Here is a 15,892-nt window from a genome sequence, read left to right as displayed (position 1 = left end):
CGGAACATCGCGTCCCGCAACCCGAACACATCCGTCGCCACCGCCAACTCCCGCAACAGCGCCAGCGTCTCGTCGGTCACCAGATGCTTCGAATAATCGATGTACAAATCACCCACCCGCACCGCGTACCGCTCCGCCCGCCCCGGATCCGCGGCGAACAACTCCCTGAGAGAGGTGTCCGCGCGGTCCTCGCGGTGCCGGGCGAGGGCATTCCACTGCGGTGTGCGATCGAGCCGGGTACGGCTGTCTGCGTTCATCTGGGACTTCCGCCTTCTTCCTGCGTCTGCGCTTGGCTGCCTGGCCCCGCTGCCGGTTCCAACCTAATTGATCAGGTCTGGACGTGAGCTGTCGTCACGCCGTCCACCGGCTTGCCAACAGATACGTCCCGGCGGCCCGCGGGTGTCAGTGGGGCGGCGAGAGGGCGCGGGGAAGCGCGCGAGCGGGGCGTCGGCGGCTCCCGGGGGCGCGGGCGGGGCCGGGCTCCCGGACACGGGGGCCGCTGCTGCATCGGGGTGACCCGGGTGCCGTCGCGGGCCGCGCCGGGCGCCCGGCCGCGACGGTCCGGGGCCTCGCGGCGGGCGGTCTCCCGGCAGTCGACCGGTGGCACGGGGCGCCGGGAGGAGCGGGCGGCCGGGCGCGCCGAAGGGCCTGCGCGGCGGGCGGCGGTCACGGCCGCGCGGGCGGGGCCGTGCCGCGCCGGGAACGCCTCCGGCCGGGCACCTGGGTGCCCGGCCGGCTGTCAACTCCTAGATCTCACCGCGCAGTTTGGCGAGCGCCTCGGCGAGGATCGCCTCGCCGTCCGCGTCGCTGCGCCGCTCCCGTACGTACGCGAGGTGCGTCTTGTACGGCTCGGTGCGCGGCGGGTCCGGCGGGTTGTCCCGGTCCTGTCCTGCGGGGAAGCCGCAGCGCGGGCAGTCCCAGGTGTCGGGGACCTGCGCGTCGCTGGCGAAGCTGGGCTGCGTCTCGTGCCCGTTGGAGCACCAGAAGGAGATGCGCAGCCGCGGCGCGGACTCGCCGCGCTCGGCCTCGCCCATCGGCCCCGCCCCGACCCGGCTTCCTCGGATCGCGTTGCCACTTGCCACGGTCGTAACTCCCTGCGTGATGGTGCCGCGAAGCGAGTCGGCGTGACGCTTCGCTGCGAGCGCCTCAGTCTACGTAAGGCCCAACGCGCGTCCAGTGATGGGAGTTACCTCCCCACCCACAGACGCAAGCCCCATGATAGGCGGCGCTCGGGGGCGCGCACCGGACATGGGGCTTTACGTGCGGAATGTGCTTGCGTTGTGTGCAGTTGTGCTTACCGCGGCGAGGCCGGCGGATGCTCAGTTGTTGATCTTCATGAGGATGCCGAGCACGACGATGCACGCGAACCACAGCAGGCCGAGCACCACGGTGATGCGGTCGAGGTTGCGCTCGGCGACCGAGGAACCACCGACGGACGACTGCATGCCGCCACCGAACATGTCGGACAGGCCGCCGCCCTTTCCCTTGTGCATCAGCACGAGCAGCATCAGCAGCAGGCTGAAGACGATCAGGGCGATCGAGAACCCCAAAACCACGGCTGGACCAACTTCCTCGGAACTGGATGGACGACGGGGGTCCGGCACCCGAGCACCAGACCCCCGCAAGGGTACGACGAATCGCCGCTACCGCATACTCACTGGTCGCGGAAGCGGACGATCTTGACGAACTCGTCGGCGTCCAGCGAGGCGCCGCCGACCAGGGCGCCGTCGATGTCGGGCTTGGCCATGATCTCGGCGACGTTCCCGGACTTCACCGAGCCGCCGTACTGGATGCGGACCCGGTCGGCCAGCTCCTGGGAGTACAGCTCGGCCAGCTTGGCGCGGATCGCGGCGCAGACCTCCTGGGCGTCGTCGGCACCGCAGACCTTGCCGGTGCCGATGGCCCAGACGGGCTCGTAGGCGATCACGACGGACTCGGCCTGCTCGGCCGGGAGGTCCTTCAGCGCGCCCTCGACCTGCGTGAGCGTGTGGGCGACGTGGTTGCCCGCCTCGCGGACCTCCAGCTCCTCGCCGACGCACAGGATCGGGGTCAGGCCGTGCTTGTAGGCGGCCTTGACCTTGGCGTTGACGATCTCGTCGGTCTCGGAGTGGTACTGGCGGCGCTCGGAGTGGCCGACGGCCACGTAGGTGCACTTCAGCTTGGCCAGCATCGAGCCGGAGATCTCACCGGTGTAGGCCCCGGAGTCGTGCGCCGAGAGGTCCTGGGCGCCGTACTTGATCTTGAGCTTGTCGCCGTCGACCAGGGTCTGCACGGAGCGCAGGTCGGTGAAGGGCGGCAGGACGGCGACCTCGCAGGCCTCGTGGTCCTTGTCCGCCAGGGCGAAGGCGAGCTTCTGGACGTGCGCGATGGCCTCGAGGTGGTTGAGGTTCATCTTCCAGTTGCCCGCCATCAGCGGCGTGCGCGTGCTCATGTAGGTCAGTCCTCCAGTGCGGCGAGGCCGGGGAGCGTCTTGCCCTCGAGGTATTCGAGGGAGGCGCCGCCACCGGTCGAGATGTGGCCGAATGCGTTTTCGTCGAAACCGAGGGTGCGCACCGCGGCGGCGGAGTCTCCGCCGCCGACGACGGTGAAGCCCTTGGAGTCGACCAGGGCCTGGGCGACCGCCTTGGTGCCCTCGGCGTAGTCGGGGTGCTCGAAGACGCCCATGGGACCGTTCCAGAACACGGTCTCGGCGTCGGCGAGCCTGGCTGCGTACAGGGCGCCGGTCTTCGGGCCGATGTCGAGGCCGAGCTGCCCCTCGGGCATCGCGTCGGCGTCGACGGCGGTGTGCTCGGTGGCCGCCTTGGCCTTCAGGTCCGGGAATCCGGGGGAGACCACGACGTCGACCGGGAGCACCAGATCGACGCCCAGCTTCTCGGCGCGCTCCATGTACTCGGTGACGGCCGGGATCTGGTCCTCCTGGAGCAGCGAGGCGCCCACCTCGTAGCCCTTGGCCTTGAGGAAGGTGAACGCCATGCCGCCGCCGATGAGGATGCGGTCGGCCTTGCCGAGCAGCTCGTCGATGACGGCGAGCTTGTCGGAGACCTTGGAGCCGCCGAGCGCGACCACGTAGGGACGCGCGACGTCCTCGGTGAGCTTCCTCAGGACGCCGACCTCGGTGGCGATGAGGTGGCCGGCGTAGTGCGGCAGGCGGGCCGGGAGGTCGTACACCGAGGCGTGCTTGCGGTGCACGGCACCGAAGCCGTCCCCGACGTAGGCGTCGGCCAGGGCCGCGAGGCGGTCGGCGAACTCGCCGCGCTCGGCGTCGTCCTTCGACGTCTCACCGGGGTTGAAGCGGAGGTTCTCGATGACCGCGACCTGGCCGGGCTCCAGACCGTCCACGGCGTCGTGGGCGGCGGGGCCGACCGTGTCCTGCGCGAACGCGACGGGCGCGCCGAGCAGTTCGCCGAGCCGCTCGGCCGGGCGCAGCAGCGAGAAGGCCGGGTCGGGGGCGCCCTTGGGGCGGCCCAGGTGCGAGGCCACGATCACCTTGGCGCCCGCCTCGGCGAGGGCCTTGACCGTAGGCAGGACGGCGCGGATGCGGCCGTCGTCGGTGATGACGCCGTCGGCCAGCGGCACGTTGAGGTCGGCGCGGACGAAGACCCGCTTGCCGGCCACGCCCTCGGCGAGAAGTTCGTCGATCGTCTTCATGAAAGGTCTCCTGGGAAGGCTCGTCCGATCCGGGAGAGCGGATCGGTGGGTACGTGGCACAGGGCCCGGGCAGCGCGGCTCAGCGCTGTCCGGGCCCTGACTCGCATCGAGGTGCCTGCTCCGGGTCCTAGAGCCGGCCGCCGACGAAGACCGTGAGGTCGACGAGGCGGTTGGAGTAGCCCCACTCGTTGTCGTACCAGCCGAGGATCTTCACCGAGTTGCCCTCCTGGACCATGGTCAGGGAGGAGTCGAAGGTGCAGGAGGCCGGGTCGCCGACAATGTCCGAGGAGACGATCGGGTCCTCGGTGTACGCCAGGAAGCCCTTGAGGTCGCCGTCCTCGGAGGCCTTCTTGAACGCGGCGTTGACCTCGTCCTTGGTGACCTCGCGCTGGAGGGTCACGACGAGGTCGGTGGCCGAGCCGGTCGGGACCGGGACGCGCATGGCGATGCCGTCCAGCTTGCCCTTGAGCTGCGGCAGGACCAGGGCGGTGGCCTTGGCGGCACCGGTCGTGGTCGGGATGATGTTCTCGGCGGCGGCGCGGGCGCGGCGCAGGTCCGAGTGCGGGAAGTCCAGGATGCGCTGGTCGTTGGTGTACGCGTGCACCGTCGTCATCAGGCCCTTGACGATGCCGAAGTTCTCGTCGAGGACCTTGGCCATCGGCGCCACGCAGTTGGTGGTGCAGGAGGCGTTGGAGATGACGTTGTGCTTCGACGGGTCGTACTTGTCCTGGTTGACGCCCATCACGATCGTGATGTCCTCGTCCTTGGCCGGAGCCGAGATGAGGACCTTCTTGGCGCCGCCGGCGATGTGCTTCTCGGCGTCGGCCTTCTTCGTGAAGATGCCGGTCGACTCGATGACGATGTCGACGCCGAGGTCGCCCCACGGGATGTCGGCGGGGTTGCGCTCGGACAGGACCTTGATGGTGTGGCCGTCGACGGTGATCGTGTCGGCGGTGTGCGTCACCTCTGCCTTGAGGCGGCCCAGGATGGTGTCGTACTTGAGCAGGTGGGCGGTGGTCGCGGTGTCACCCAGGTCGTTGACAGCCACGATCTCGATGTCAGCACCCTGCTCCAGCAGCGCGCGGAAGTAGTTACGACCGATGCGGCCAAAGCCGTTGATGCCTACGCGGATCGTCACGAACCGATCTCCTCGTTAGGTGCGCCGACTCGAGTGTCGGCGAGTTGTATGGGATGTCCCCGACCGCCTACGACCCTACCTCCCTGAGGCCCACGGAGTGACATCGAGTAGGGCCATACACGGCACGGTGGTCCGTACCCGTCAGTAGGGGTACGGACCACCCGCACTGCTCAGGTGTTCGTCACGCGGAGTCAGCGCCGCAGCGCGGAGAGGGCCCTTCCGACGAGGGCCGCGCGGTCGCCCGCCGCGGTGACGTGTTCCAGGCCGAAGCCGAGGAGCACGGTGTCGCGGGTGGTGACCGCTCCGTAGGTCTTGAACAGCTCACCGGTCCGGGTCCAGTCCCGCAGGACGGCCGGGCTGCCGGGGGGCGGTCCGGCGACGGTCCAGGGGCCGAGGGAGGACTCGAAGCCCTCGGTGTCGGTGGCGGCGCCGCCGACGACGAGGGAGGCGTCGTCGAGCAGGAGACCGTGGCCGCCGGCGCTCGGGTCGCTGATGTAGGCGAACGAGACCTCCACCGACCGGCCGGCGTACGCGCTCAGGTCGAACGACACCTGCTGCCAGCCGCTGGACGAGCCGGTGAGGCTGTTCCACACACCGCTGGTGCCGGTGGCGGTGCAGCCGGCCGGGTCGACGGTGAGGTAGTGGCGGATCCAGGGGTGCTCGCGGGCGAGGAACCCGGCCTCGCACTCGTCGGGGACGGCGGTGGTGGTGGCGCCGCCCGCCTCGGGGAGCGTGGTCCAGTCGTCCGCCCCGGTCGTGTGCACCTCGACGACGGCGTGGTCGTAGCCGGGTTCGGTGTCCCACAGCAGCCGGGAGCGCAGCGCCGGCCGGTCGGCGGCGGAGACCCCGGTGAGGTCGACGGTGCGGGTGAGGCGCTTGTAGGCGTCGTCGGTGTGGACGGCGGCGGCCATGTACGAGCCGGCGTAGGGCCCGTAGGGGTTCACGGTGCCGGCGAACCGGCCCGCGCCGGCGCTGGAGGAGAACTGCGGGTACCGGTCGGCCGACAGCGTCTCCGAGGTGACGCCGTAGGTGCCCGCGGCGTTCAGCGGGTTGCCGGGCGCGTCGCCGAGCGCTCCGGCGGCGCCGGCGAGCCGGCCGGATCCGGTGAAGCCGGTGGCGCCGGGGGTGGACGTGCGCGAGTAGGCGCCCAGGTAGTACTGGCTGAAGTCGTTCGAGAAGTTGCCTCCCCCGAGGTCGACGCTGCCGCCGGCCTGCTCGCCCGCCTCGATCAGCTTCCCGCCCTCGTTGAGGTAGGCGCGCAGCTGGAGCTGGGTGGCGTTGCCGGGGCGCGGGGCTCCGGTGTAGTGGACGACCGTGCCGAAGTGGCCGAGGACGCCGAGCGCGTCGGGCGCGCCCTGGGTGGCGACGTCCCAGACGAGGGCCTTCCTGCCGTTCGCCTTCAGCGCGTCGGTGTAGGTCCGGGCCTGGGTGGCGGTGGCGCCCTCCTCCGCGACGACGAGGACGTCGGCACGGGGCCGGTGGGCGACGGTGTAGGTGAAGTGCGGGCTGGAGGTGGGCCGGCCGCTCCTCGTCTCGCCGGTGAACCACACCTCGACCCGGTCACCCGGGTCGCCGTCCTTGATCTTGGCGCGGTACTCGTCGAAGTAGAGGTTGTCGGCGCCGCCGTACGTCTCGCCGCCCTTCCAGTGCCTGAGCGCCATGTCCCGGGTGCGCCCGCCGTCGACCCGGTACTTCAGCTCCTTGTCGCGCACCGACCGGCGGGCGACGACGGAGACCTCCTGGTCGGCACCGCGGGAGTAGGAGGTGGTGAAGGGCGCGGGGGTGAAGTCGGGGGCGTCGAGACCGACCGGGGAGGACGGCCGGTCGGGGTGGGACGCGGTCTCGGCCACGGACAGCGCGAAGGGGACGTTCTTCTCGAACTCCTGGCCGATGAGTTTCTCGTCGTCAGGGAAGGTGAACACGGAGGCGCAGTCGGCGGCGTCCCAGGCGTCGTCCGGGTCGAGGTCCGAGGCGCTCTGGCAGGTCGACATCTCGGGGGTGAACATCGCCATGCCGTTGACGTTGGCGGCGTGTCCGTCCGCCTCGCCGTTGGTGGTGTACAGCTCCGAGGAGACCTGGGGGTGGTAGCCCGGGATCGCCGAGTTCCCGGGGGTGCCGGCGAGCGACCGGTAGAGCACGTCGTCCGGGGTCGGCGTCGCGACCTGCCAGCCGACTCCGTACAGGAGCAGTTCGGCGGCGGAGTGGTAGTTGATGCCGTAGGTGAAGCCGATGCGCTTCTCGAAGGCGTCCAGGGCCCGGGTCTCGGGCTCGGAGCCGGGGCTCGCGCCGCGGTAGGTCTCGCTGGTGGGGTTGGGGGACGACCCCTCGTCGTCGTAGCCCCACTTGTAGGCGAAGTTGCGGTTGAGGTCGACGCCGTCGCCGGTGGAGACGACGCCGTCGCCGTTGACGTCCCGCAGGTTCTTGCGCCACTGGCGGGTGTCCTCGCCCTGGAACGTGTAGTCGTAGCCGTCGGGGTTGGCGGACGGCACGAACCACAGCTCGGTCGAGTCGACGATCTTCCGCACGCGACGGTCGGTCGCGTAGTGGTCCAGGTAGTAGTGCATCAGCCGGCGCGTCATCTCGGGCGTGATCCACTCGCGCGCGTGCTGGTTGGAGACGTACAGGACGGACGGTTTGGCGCCGTCCCGGGTCCGCCGCGCGCCCTTGGTCAGTTTGAGCGCGAGGATGTCCTGGCCCTTGAGGGTCTTGCCGATGGAGACGACCTTGGTGAGCCCGGGGTGGGCCTCACCCGTCCTGATGATCTCCTCCTGGAGGTTGCCCTTTCCGCTGTACGGGCGGAAGACCCCCTCCGCCGCGCCGGCGACGCGGTTCTCGGCCCGGGCGGAGAGCGTGTGCTCGGTGAGGTCGACGCCCTGCTTCTCCAGCTTCCGGGCCTGCCCGCCGGTGACGTAGACCTCGACGGTGCTCCTGCCGTTCTTCCAGGTGGCGTCGCCGAGTTCGTGTCCGTCCTGGCCGGCCGCGAGGAGCAGGGGCACCTGCTGCTTCGTGATCTCGGCGCGGTACACCCCGATGGCGTCCGGGTCGGGCCGGGGTGAACTGCCGTTCTGCGCGTGGGCGGTCGGCGCCACGGCCGCTCCGCCCAGCAGGAGCGCGCCGGTGGCGAGGATCGCGCTCGCTCTTCGTCTCATGAGCCCCCCTTGCGGTGGTCCGCCACAGCAGCGAACAGATGCCAGGCTCATGACAGTTCATGGTCAAGTCAAGAGCGCCTCAAGACCGCACCAACGCCGGCGCCGGAGCCCCGTGCGGGCGTCGGCGCCGGTCGACTGATCCTCCGTCAGGTCATCCCGCGAGGTTGTCGGCCATCTCCTCCTCGGAGAGGTTCGACTCGGTACCGGGGATGCCAAGGTCCTGCGCCCGCTTGTCGGCCATGGCCAGCAGCCGGCGGATGCGGCCCGCGACGGCGTCCTTGGTCAGCGGCGGGTCGGCGAGCGCGCCCAGTTCCTCCAGGGACGCCTGCTTGTGCTCCATCCGCAGCCGCCCCGCGGCGGCGAGGTGCTCGGGCACCTCGTCGGCCAGGATCTCCAGGGCGCGCTGCACCCGGGCCCCGGCGGCGACGGCGGCACGCGCCGAACGGCGCAGGTTGGCGTCGTCGAAGTTGGCGAGCCGGTTGGCCGTGGCGCGCACCTCGCGGCGCATCCGGCGCTCCTCCCAGGCCAGCACCGACTCGTGCGCGCCGAGGCGGGTCAGCAGGGCACCGATCGCGTCACCGTCGCGGACGACGACGCGGTCCACCCCGCGCACCTCGCGGGCCTTCGCCGCGATGGACAGCCGGCGCGCGGCACCGACCAGCGCGAGCGCGGCCTCCGGCCCCGGGCAGGTGACCTCCAGGGAGGAGGAGCGGCCGGGCTCCGTGAGGGAGCCGTGCGCGAGGAACGCCCCGCGCCAGGCCGCCTCGGCGTCGCAGGTGGCCCCCGAGACCACCTGCGGCGGAAGCCCCCGGATCGGGCGGCCCCGGCCGTCGACCAGCCCGGTCTGGCGGGCCAGCTGGTCACCGCCGGCGACGACCCGCACGACGTAGCGCGAACCGCGCCGCAGGCCGCCGGGCGCCATCACGATCAGTTCGGAGCTGTGGCCGAAGATCTCCAGAATGTCCCGCTTCAGACGGCGCGCCGCCATGGCGGTGTCGAGCTCCGCCTCGATCACGATCCGGCCGCTCACCAGGTGAAGGCCGCCGGCGAACCGCAGAATGGCGGAAACCTCCGCCTTTCTGCAGCAGGTCCGGGTGACGGGAAGCCGGGAGATCTCATCCTTCACCGCTGCCGTCATCGCCATGGGCCGATCCTTCCATGCATCCGAAAAATACGGTCGTACGCGGCGGCCAACAGCTCCGGGTCGTGCCGCGGAGATCCGTCGGTCCGGGCCACCGGCGCCAGCTCGACCGCGGCGCCGAGCCGCTTGGCGGCGTCGGCGAGGGAGTCGCGGTCGGGCACGGCGGCCTCGTCGGCCAGCACCACGTCCAGGGCGAGTTTAGGGGCGTGTCGTCCCAAAACCTCCAAATGACGCTGCGGGGAGAAGCCCTCGGTTTCTCCGGGCTGCGGCGCGAGGTTCAGGGAGAGTACCCGGCGCGCCTTCGTCTGGACGAGGGCGTCGAGCAGCTCGGGCACCAGCAGGTGCGGGATGACCGAGGAGAACCAGGAGCCGGGGCCGAGGACGACCCAGTCGGCGTCGAGGACGGCCGCGACGGCCTCGGGCACGGCCGGCGGGTCGTGCGGCACCACGTGCACGGACTGGACCTCGCCGGGGGTGAGCGCCACGGTCGCCTGCCCCCGGACGGTGTCGACGTCCTCGGGCCGCTCCGGGTCGTGGCCCTTGACCAGGGCCTGGAGCTCCAGGGGCACGGCGGACATGGGCAGCACCCGGCCGTGCGCGCCCAGCAGCCTGCCCACCAGGTCCAGCGCCTGGACGTGGTCGCCGAGCTGTTCCCACAGGGCCACGATGAGCAGGTTGCCCACCGCGTGCTCGTGCAGGTCGCCCTTGGACTGGAAGCGGTGCTGGATGACACGGGCCCAGGTCTGGCCCCAGTCGTCGTCGCCGCACAGCGCGGCCAGCGCCTTGCGCAGGTCGCCGGGGGGCAGCACGCCCAGCTCGTCGCGGAGCCGGCCGCTGGAGCCGCCGTCGTCGGCCACGGTCACGACGGCGGTGAGGTCGCCGGTGATCCGGCGCAGCGCGGCGAGCGAGGCGGACAGCCCCATGCCGCCGCCGAGGGCGACGACCTTGGGCTGGGCTCCGCGGCGGCGCGGCTTGGCGCCGCGCGCCACGACCGGCTGCCCGGCGCGCTCCGTGGAGGTCTCCCGGCGCAGCCGGTACAGCCGCGAGACGGCGCGTCCGGTCACTCGCGCCCCATGTCCCGGTGCACGATCACGGTCTCCACACCCTGGGAGGCGAGCCGGGCCGCGAGCTTCTCGGCCGTCGCCACCGAGCGGTGCTTGCCTCCGGTGCAGCCCACGGCGATGGTCACGTAGCGCTTGCCCTCGCGCCGGTACCCCGCGGCGATCATCTGGAGCAGCTCGGCGTAGTGGTCGAGGAACTCCTTGGCGCCGGGCTGGTTGAAGACGTACGCCGACACCTCCTCGTTCAGGCCGGTGAAGGGGCGCAGCTCCGGGACCCAGTGCGGGTTGGGCAGGAAGCGCATGTCCACGACCAGGTCGGCGTCGACCGGCAGGCCGTACTTGAAGCCGAAGGACATCACGGTGGCCCGCAGCTCGGGCTCCTCCTCGCCGGCGAACTGGGCGTCCATCTTGGCGCGCAGTTCGTGCACGTTCAGGCTGGAGGTGTCGATCACCAGGTCGGCGTCGCCCCGCAGCTCGCGCAGCAGCTCCCGCTCGGCGGCGATGCCGTCCACGATCCGGCCGTCGCCCTGGAGCGGGTGGGGCCGGCGCACGGACTCGAAGCGGCGCACCAGGGCCTCGTCGGAGGACTCCAGGAAGACGATCCGCCGGGTGACGTGCTTGGCCTCCAGGGCGGCGAGGGATTCGCGCAGATTGTCGAAGAAGCGCCGGCCGCGCACGTCGACGACGACGGCGATCCGGGCCACGTTGCCCTGGGAGCGGGCGCCCAGCTCGACCATGGTGGGGATCAGCGCGGGCGGCAGGTTGTCGACGACGAACCAGCCGAGGTCCTCCAGGCACTTGGCGGCCGTCGAGCGGCCCGCTCCGGACATGCCGGAGATGATCACCAGCTCGGGGATGACCGCGTCGGGTGCCGTCGTCGCGGCCGTCTCGGTGCCCGTACCCACGTGTGCTCCGTCTTCCTGTGGTGCCGTTCGGTCCTCGGTGCCGGCGGCGTCCCGCGGGGTGCGCGCCGCGTCCGTTGCCGTGCCCTCGTCGTGCTCGCTCATGTCTCCTGCCCCCGTCGTTCGTCCGAGGCGCCCGCGGTCACGGGCTCCTCCGCGGAGCCCGTCGTCGTCCCGGGCGCCGCGTCTTCGTCGTCTTCCATGATCTCTCCAGTCGCCGTGTTGACGGCGGGTGCGGCCGGAGCCGCACCGGCGAGGGCCACGGCGATGGTCTCCGCCGTCTTGCGGCCTATGCCGGGAACCTCGCAGATCTGGTCGATCGTCGCGGAACGCAGCTTCTTCACCGAGCCGAAGTGTTTGATCAGCGCCTGCCGGCGGGATTCGCCGAGGCCGGGCACGTCGTCCAGCGGGCCGGACCGGAAGCGCTTGGCCCGCTTGGCGCGCTGGTAGGTGATCGCGAAGCGGTGCGCCTCGTCCCGCACGCGCTGGAGCAGGTACAGGCCCTCGCTGCTGCGCGGCAGCACCACGGGGTCCTCGTCGTCCGGCAGCCACACCTCCTCCAGGCGCTTGGCGAGCCCGCAGACGGCGATGTCGTCGATGCCGAGCTCGTCCAGCGCCCGCTGGGCGGCGGCGACCTGGGGCCGGCCGCCGTCGACCACGACGAGCTGCGGCGGATAGGCGAACCGCCTGGGCCGGCCGTCGTCCTCGGTGAAGGGCCGTCCGGGCGCCTCGTCGCCGCCCTCCGCCGGGGCGGCCCCCGGCGCCGCCGCTCCGGCCGGGGCGGCACCGGGGGCCGAGCCGTCGGGAGCGGCGGGGCCGGAGACCGCCGCGGAGGCGTCCTCGCCGTCCGTCCACTCCCCCGTCCGCTCCTTCTCGGCGAGATAGCGCCGGAAGCGGCGGGTGATCACCTCGTGCATGGAGCGGACGTCGTCCTGACCGGCGAAGCCCTTGATCTGGAAGCGCCGGTACTCGCTCTTGCGCTGGAGGCCGTCCTCGAAGACGACCATGGAGGCCACGACGTCGTCGCCCTGGAGGTGGGAGATGTCGTAGCACTCGATCCGCAGCGGCGCGCTGTCCAGGTCCAGCGCCTCGGCGATCTCCTCCAGGGCGCGCGAGCGGGTGGTCAGGTCGGAGGCGCGCTTGGTCTTGTGCAGGGCCAGCGCCTGGAGCGCGTTGCGCTGCACGGTCTCCATGAGGGCCTTCTTGTCGCCGCGCTGCGGGACGCGGAGCGACACGTTCGACCCGCGGCGCGCGGCGAGCCACTCCTGGACGGGCTCCGCCGGATCGGGCAGCGCCGGGACGAGCACCTCCTTGGGCACGGAGTCGCCGCGCTCCTCCCCGTACAGCTGCTGGAGGGCGTGTTCGACCAGGTCGCCGGTGGTGACCGCCTCCACCTTGTCCGTGACCCAGCCGCGCTGGCCGCGCACCCGCCCGCCGCGCACGTGGAAGATCTGCACGGCCGCTTCCAGCTCGTCCTCGGCGACGGCGACGAGGTCCGCGTCGGTCGCGTCGGCGAGCACGACCGCGCTCTTCTCCATGGCCTTCCGCAGGGCCTCGATGTCGTCGCGCAGCCGGGCCGCGCGCTCGTACTCCAGCTCCTCGGCGGCCTCGGCCATCTGCTGTTCCTGACGGCGGATGTAGGTGCCGGTGCGGCCGGCCATGAAGTCGCAGAACTCCTCGGCCAGGTCGCGGTGTTCCTCGGGCGAGACCCGTCCGACGCAGGGGGCGGAGCACTTGCCGATGTAGCCGAGCAGGCAGGGGCGGCCGGTGCGGGCGGCGTTCTTGAAGACGCCCGCGGAGCAGGTGCGCACCGGGAAGACGCGCAGCAGCAGGTCGACGGTGTCGCGGATCGCCCAGGCGTGCGTGTACGGGCCGAAGTAGCGCACGCCCTTGCGCTTGTGGCCGCGCATCACCTGCACGCGCGGGAACTCCTCGTTCATCGTCACGGCGAGATAGGGATAGCTCTTGTCGTCGCGGTACTTGACGTTGAACCGGGGGTCGTACTCCTTGATCCAGGAGTACTCCAGCTGAAGGGCCTCCACCTCCGTGGACACCACCGTCCACTCCACGGAGGCCGCGGTGGTCACCATGGTGCGCGTGCGCGGGTGCAGACCGGCCAGGTCCTGGAAGTAGTTGGCGAGGCGTTGACGCAGGCTTTTCGCCTTTCCGACGTAGATCACCCGGCGGTGCTCGTCGCGGAATTTGTACACCCCGGGAGAGTCCGGGATCTGTCCCGGCTTGGGGCGGTAGCTGGAGGGGTCGGCCATGCCCCACACCCTACTGGCGTGCGCCGACAGCACGGCGGGCTCCCGGCCCGCGGGGCCCCGGGTCGGGACGCCCGGCCGAGCGCCGGGACCCGGGCGACGGCCCCGGATTCCGGCCGCACCCGGCGGCGGGGCGCGACCCGCGCGGAGCAGGTCCCCCGGGCGACGGCGCCCTCCCGCCGCCGGTGCGGCCGGGATCGGCGCCGCCCGGGCGCGGGCGCCCGTCCCGCCCGCACCTCTCCCCCTCCGGTGGCCCGCCGCCGTCCGGTGCGCCGGCCGACCGGGCAGTCCTGCGCGGCGAGGATGCGGCCGCCTCCGGTGCGCCGGCGCCGCCCGGGTAACCCTTCGAGGCACCCCCTGCACGCCTCCGCTCCGGGCCCCCGAAGGGCCCCGCGTCCCGCCGGCTCAGGCGGCTCGCGCCGGTGCGGCGAGCGCGACCGGCGGCCCCCGGCCGACCGCTCGCCCCGCCCCGGTACCGACCGGGAAGGGCGGGAGCCCCGCTCGGGGGCCGAGGTCGGCCATGTTGGGCGTCAGGTGTTGTCGGGGCTTGGTCAACACGCTTCAATGCGGGGGAACTTGGGGCGTGAACGGCGCAACCCGCGTGTGAACGGTCCCCGCGCGCCCACCAGGCGGCCCGACCACCAGCACGAACGGCCTGGTCAGCCGTAGTATCCGTCACAGAAAGGCCCCTGTATGCGGCACGGCACACCGTCAGCGGACCCCGGCACCGCGGAACTGGAGACGGCCCTGCGCGGCGGCCCCTTCCATGTCGCGCTGCGGGCCGCGATCGCCGCCCGCGGCCTGCCGCTGCAACGCGTCCAGCACCACCTCTCCCGCCACGGGGTCAAGGTCGGTGTGACGAGTCTGAGTTACTGGCAGCAGGGCGCCCGGCGGCCCCAGCGTCCCGAGTCCCTGCGGGCCGTCCGCGCCCTGGAGGAGATACTCCACCTGCCCGACGAGTCGCTGATACGGCTGCTCGCCCGGGCCGAGGAGCGCGGCGACCCCGAGCGCCCCACGGGCCGCTCCTACCGCTCGCTGGTGGAGGCGTCCGGCGTGCTGGAGCGGTTGCTGGGCGAGCTGGAGTCGCCCCTCGACGGCGGCCTGCACACCATCGGCCATCACGAGCGGGTCCGGATCGGCGCCCGCCGGGAGCTGCTGGGCCGCGAGTCGCAGCACATCGTGCGGGCCCACCGGGACGGGGTCGACCGCTACGTGGCCGTCCACCACGGCGATCCCGGATGCGCGCCGGACGGTGTGTCGGTCCTCGCCCTGGAGAACTGCCGCACGGGCCGGGTGCGCCGGCACCAGGGCACGGGCATCCTCGTCGCCGAGTTCCTGTTCGACACGCGGCTTCGATCAGGCGATACGTTTCTCTTCCGGTACGGCTTCGAGGACGGCACCGCCGGTGCCTCCCGCGAGTACGTACGCGGCTTCGGGTTCGCCGGCGGGCAGTACGCGCTCCAGGTGCGCTTCGACCAGGAGGCGCTCCCCGTGCGCTGCCACCGCTTCACCCAGCACTCCACGGCCGCGCCGCGCAGCGGCCGGCAGGAGCTGCCCCTGAGCGGCCGTCACCGCTCGGTACACCTGGTCGAACCACGGGTACGGGCGGGAATCGTGGGCATCGGCTGGGACTGGGAGTGAGCGGGCGGCCGTCCCGGCACCCCGGGACCGATCCGGCCCTCAGGCCTCCGGGCCCGCGACGATCCTGCCGTCCTTCACCCGGACGGGCAGCGCTTCGAGCGGCTCGGTGGCGGGCGCCCGCAGCACCTTGCCCGTGCGCGCGTCGAACTCGCTCCCGTGGCAGGGGCACACCAGGGTCGTGCCGTCCAGTCGGTCGATCGCGCAGCCGGCGTGGGTGCAGATCGAGCTGAACGCCGTGAGCGCGTCGTCGTCGGCGCGGCTGACCACGACGTTCCGGTCCCGGTACAGTTCGGCGCCGCCGCGGGCGACCTCGCTCTCCGCGCCCAGCACGACCGGAGCGGTCGGTGCCGCGGACGCTCCCCCACCGTTACCGCCGGAACACGCGGCGAGGCCCAGCCCGGCGACCGGGGTGAGCGCGGCTCCCCGCAGGACGGTGCGTCGGCTCGCGGACGGACGGCCGGTCATGGCATCTCCACTGGTCGAGAGGTTGTTCGCGGGTCTCACGGGTGCCCGCCCGGCAGGGGGCCGGGCGGTCGCGGGGCGACGATACCGGCACAGATCGTTTTGCCGGAGACCGGGGACCGGTGACGGGGGCACGGAGACGGGGGACGGGGAGCCGGACGCAGGGCCCGGGAACGGGGACCGGACACAGGGCCGGAGGGACGGGGGGCGGACGCAAGGCCCGGGGACGGGGACACAGGACAGGTGCAGGGCGCCGAGGCAGAGACCGGGGCAGGGCGCCCGGGACCCGATGCGGCGGACCCGCCGGCGTGGGACCGGGCCCGGACCGGAGGGATGCCCAGGGGGCGTCACGGGTCACGGGCGCGGGCGCGGGAACGCCAAGGACCCCTCGGCGGCCGGCGGGCGTCCGTGCGGCCGGCACGCGCCTCCTCCGGGGCCGCGCCGTCCACCGCATGTCCCGCCCGCTTCCCGCGCCTTCCGCGTAAG

At 72.3% G+C, this 15,892-nt stretch carries 12 protein-coding genes and 1 pseudogene; 1 reads left to right on the top strand and 12 read right to left on the bottom strand.

Annotated elements, in window-relative coordinates; genetic code table 11:
- From ACGFS9_RS32125 to uvrC, 11 genes and pseudogenes are all read right to left on the bottom strand, one after another.
- Nucleotides 1-257 (bottom strand): annotated as a pseudogene (locus ACGFS9_RS32125) (glucose-6-phosphate isomerase); the annotation flags it as partial.
- A gap of 489 nt (nt 258-746) precedes the next feature.
- Nucleotides 747-1,082 carry an RNA polymerase-binding protein RbpA gene (locus ACGFS9_RS32120; protein ID WP_003957010.1) on the bottom strand — a complete coding sequence of 112 codons (336 nt, stop codon included), beginning with the start codon at nt 1,080-1,082 and terminating at the stop codon, nt 747-749.
- Nucleotides 1,083-1,319: 237 nt separating this feature from the next.
- Nucleotides 1,320-1,550 (bottom strand): preprotein translocase subunit SecG, encoded by a 231-nt coding sequence (gene secG / locus ACGFS9_RS32115; RefSeq protein ID WP_366699331.1) that lies wholly within the window; start codon nt 1,548-1,550, stop codon nt 1,320-1,322.
- 104 nt (nt 1,551-1,654) lie between these two features.
- Complete coding sequence (gene tpiA, locus ACGFS9_RS32110; RefSeq protein WP_393258373.1) at nt 1,655-2,431, bottom strand: triose-phosphate isomerase; 777 nt, start codon at nt 2,429-2,431, stop codon at nt 1,655-1,657.
- 5 nt (nt 2,432-2,436) lie between these two features.
- Nucleotides 2,437-3,648 carry a phosphoglycerate kinase gene (locus ACGFS9_RS32105; RefSeq protein ID WP_393258370.1) on the bottom strand — a complete coding sequence of 404 codons (1,212 nt, stop codon included), beginning with the start codon at nt 3,646-3,648 and terminating at the stop codon, nt 2,437-2,439.
- Between the two features lie 127 nt (nt 3,649-3,775).
- Nucleotides 3,776-4,786 (bottom strand): type I glyceraldehyde-3-phosphate dehydrogenase, encoded by a 1,011-nt coding sequence (gap, locus tag ACGFS9_RS32100; protein WP_393258368.1) that lies wholly within the window; start codon nt 4,784-4,786, stop codon nt 3,776-3,778.
- Between the two features lie 191 nt (nt 4,787-4,977).
- Nucleotides 4,978-7,935 (bottom strand): M14 family zinc carboxypeptidase, encoded by a 2,958-nt coding sequence (locus ACGFS9_RS32095; RefSeq protein ID WP_393258366.1) that lies wholly within the window; start codon nt 7,933-7,935, stop codon nt 4,978-4,980.
- A gap of 151 nt (nt 7,936-8,086) precedes the next feature.
- A complete protein-coding gene (gene whiA / locus ACGFS9_RS32090) occupies nt 8,087-9,079 on the bottom strand; it encodes a DNA-binding protein WhiA (protein WP_393258364.1) in 993 nt (330 codons plus the stop codon).
- On the bottom strand, nt 9,070-10,140 hold the full coding sequence (gene yvcK, locus ACGFS9_RS32085; RefSeq protein ID WP_393258362.1) for a uridine diphosphate-N-acetylglucosamine-binding protein YvcK: 1,071 nt from the start codon (nt 10,138-10,140) through the stop codon (nt 9,070-9,072). The genes whiA and yvcK overlap by 10 nt, the downstream gene beginning before the upstream one ends.
- Nucleotides 10,137-11,144 (bottom strand): RNase adapter RapZ, encoded by a 1,008-nt coding sequence (gene rapZ / locus ACGFS9_RS32080; protein ID WP_393258359.1) that lies wholly within the window; start codon nt 11,142-11,144, stop codon nt 10,137-10,139. The genes yvcK and rapZ overlap by 4 nt, the downstream gene beginning before the upstream one ends.
- Entirely contained in the window at nt 11,141-13,306 is a 2,166-nt protein-coding gene (gene uvrC / locus ACGFS9_RS32075) for an excinuclease ABC subunit UvrC (RefSeq protein WP_393258357.1), read from the bottom strand. The genes rapZ and uvrC overlap by 4 nt, the downstream gene beginning before the upstream one ends.
- 690 nt (nt 13,307-13,996) lie before the next feature.
- On the opposite strand from uvrC, the gene ACGFS9_RS32070 reads away from it, so the two are divergent.
- A complete protein-coding gene (locus tag ACGFS9_RS32070; protein WP_393258355.1) occupies nt 13,997-14,944 on the top strand; it encodes a hypothetical protein in 948 nt (315 codons plus the stop codon).
- A gap of 39 nt (nt 14,945-14,983) precedes the next feature.
- Here ACGFS9_RS32070 and ACGFS9_RS32065 read toward each other — a convergent pair whose 3' ends face one another.
- The gene (locus tag ACGFS9_RS32065) at nt 14,984-15,409 is read right to left on the bottom strand and encodes a Rieske (2Fe-2S) protein (protein ID WP_393258352.1); all 426 of its coding nucleotides are present in this window, start codon (nt 15,407-15,409) and stop codon (nt 14,984-14,986) included.
- Nucleotides 15,410-15,892: the final 483 nt, after the last annotated feature.

Source organism: Streptomyces sp. NPDC048566 (genome assembly GCF_043199735.1).
Lineage (GTDB): Bacteria > Actinomycetota > Actinomycetes > Streptomycetales > Streptomycetaceae > Streptomyces.
Note: the sequence above shows the minus strand (reverse complement) of the source record. Positions and strands in the feature narration are given on the sequence as shown.

Coding starts and splice junctions, on each gene's coding strand:
- tpiA (WP_393258373.1), bottom strand. CDS start 2,431: ATGAGCACGCGCACGCCGCTGATGGCGGGCAACTGGAAGATGAACCTC.
- ACGFS9_RS32105 (WP_393258370.1), bottom strand. CDS start 3,648: ATGAAGACGATCGACGAACTTCTCGCCGAGGGCGTGGCCGGCAAGCGG.
- whiA (WP_393258364.1), bottom strand. CDS start 9,079: ATGGCGATGACGGCAGCGGTGAAGGATGAGATCTCCCGGCTTCCCGTC.
- uvrC (WP_393258357.1), bottom strand. CDS start 13,306: ATGGCCGACCCCTCCAGCTACCGCCCCAAGCCGGGACAGATCCCGGAC.
- ACGFS9_RS32065 (WP_393258352.1), bottom strand. CDS start 15,409: ATGACCGGCCGTCCGTCCGCGAGCCGACGCACCGTCCTGCGGGGAGCC.
- rapZ (WP_393258359.1), bottom strand. CDS start 11,144: ATGAGCGAGCACGACGAGGGCACGGCAACGGACGCGGCGCGCACCCCG.
- ACGFS9_RS32095 (WP_393258366.1), bottom strand. CDS start 7,935: ATGAGACGAAGAGCGAGCGCGATCCTCGCCACCGGCGCGCTCCTGCTG.
- ACGFS9_RS32070 (WP_393258355.1), top strand. CDS start 13,997: ATGCGGCACGGCACACCGTCAGCGGACCCCGGCACCGCGGAACTGGAG.